The sequence below is a fragment of the Blastocatellia bacterium genome (assembly GCA_035275065.1).
Lineage (GTDB): Bacteria > Acidobacteriota > Blastocatellia > UBA7656 > UBA7656 > DATENM01.
This window is the reverse complement of the sequence record DATENM010000051.1, coordinates 1-1,138: the sequence shown is the minus strand read 5'-3', so window position 1 is coordinate 1,138 and position 1,138 is coordinate 1. Positions and strand designations below refer to the sequence as shown.

Below are 1,138 nucleotides of genomic sequence, written 5' to 3'. Positions count from 1 at the left end.
ACGCGACGAAGCAAGTGAAGGCAGGCGCGAGCGAGTTGCGCCGCCACACAACCACGAGGTTGGTGTTGGCTTGGCCAGCGAAGGTGGTGCGCAGGCGCTATCAATTAGCCACGTCTTTGTCGAGCAAAGTTGTCTAACGCCCGCGTTCAGCGGGGCCGCGAGCGGCCTCACCAGTACCCATGTGAAACCCGCGGCGCGGCCTCCGCTGCAACGCCTTGTTAGACCCTACTTGGAGTTATAGAAACCACTCTGACAAGTGCCGTTCGATGAATTGGCTTCTCGGCTCGTTCTGTCGTCACTAATTCATCTGCACCGAGAGAGACCGCACTGGCCACATGCAATGCATCCATCGCTGCCAGCCCTGCGCTACAGGCTTCCTTGAATCCTTCCTGCACGATGCTGTCGAGAGTATCTGTCCAGTGAATAACCGCGTCGAAAAACGTCTTGTAGAACTCCGCTTCGGCTTCATTCCCGTAATACAGTGCCTTGGGAAGAACCTCAAGCTTCAAAAATACGCTGAAAACAAATCCTCGATTAGAATCATCGAGAACCTCTAAGGCTTTGATGGCGATAGGCGCTACACCGCGAGCCGCGGTTATCAGTACGCCAGCATCCACATAGGTTCTTATCATAGGGTTTTATGATGATCTTCTCCACGGCGTTCGGCAATCTCCTTCTCGACCTCATCCTGATCCAGTAATCGCGCACCCGAAGAAAGAATCTCTCGGCGAAGGGCAAGCAGCTTTTCACCCAGCAAGGTCCTGGGCGTGTAGTTCAATGGCTGGACTGGCTCTGCTGATGAAGCTTTCTCTATTTCTAAACTCATGGGAATTCACCTCCAAATCATCTTTACAATGACTCTTTCAGAGTAATTGAATCATTCAGCATCTGCAACAGAGCCAGACGCGCAAGGGTCTAACGCCTGCGTTGACCGAGGCCGCGAGCCGCACTCAACCACCCATGACCACCCCGCTTCGCGGCCTTCGCGTCCAACGCCTTGTTGGGCGACGACCGCTAGCATAATCCCTGCGCCCCTCTCATGCCCCTCGCGCTTGTTCACGGCGACGGCAGGCTTTCTTCCTTGGCCTTCGATTGCATACCGCCGCCTCTGGCGAGGCGCCCATTCCGCCCCACTGAA

Annotated in this window: 2 protein-coding genes; both read right to left on the bottom strand. The window is 55.4% G+C overall.

Annotation, left to right across the window (positions count from 1 at the left end; all coding sequences use genetic code 11):
• Positions 1-218: 218 nt before the first annotated feature.
• Entirely contained in the window at positions 219-632 is a 414-nt protein-coding gene (locus VJ464_11410; GenBank protein HKQ05733.1) for a nucleic acid-binding protein, read from the bottom strand.
• Positions 629-826 (bottom strand): hypothetical protein, encoded by a 198-nt coding sequence (locus VJ464_11405; GenBank protein ID HKQ05732.1) that lies wholly within the window; start codon positions 824-826, stop codon positions 629-631. Before VJ464_11405 ends, VJ464_11410 begins: the two co-directional genes overlap by 4 nt.
• Positions 827-1,138 lie beyond the last annotated feature (312 nt).

What these genes read in the sequence shown, in the direction of transcription:
- VJ464_11410 (HKQ05733.1), bottom strand. Translation starts at nt 632, where the DNA reads ATGATAAGAACCTATGTGGATGCTGGCGTACTGATAACCGCGGCTCGC.
- VJ464_11405 (HKQ05732.1), bottom strand. Translation starts at nt 826, where the DNA reads ATGAGTTTAGAAATAGAGAAAGCTTCATCAGCAGAGCCAGTCCAGCCA.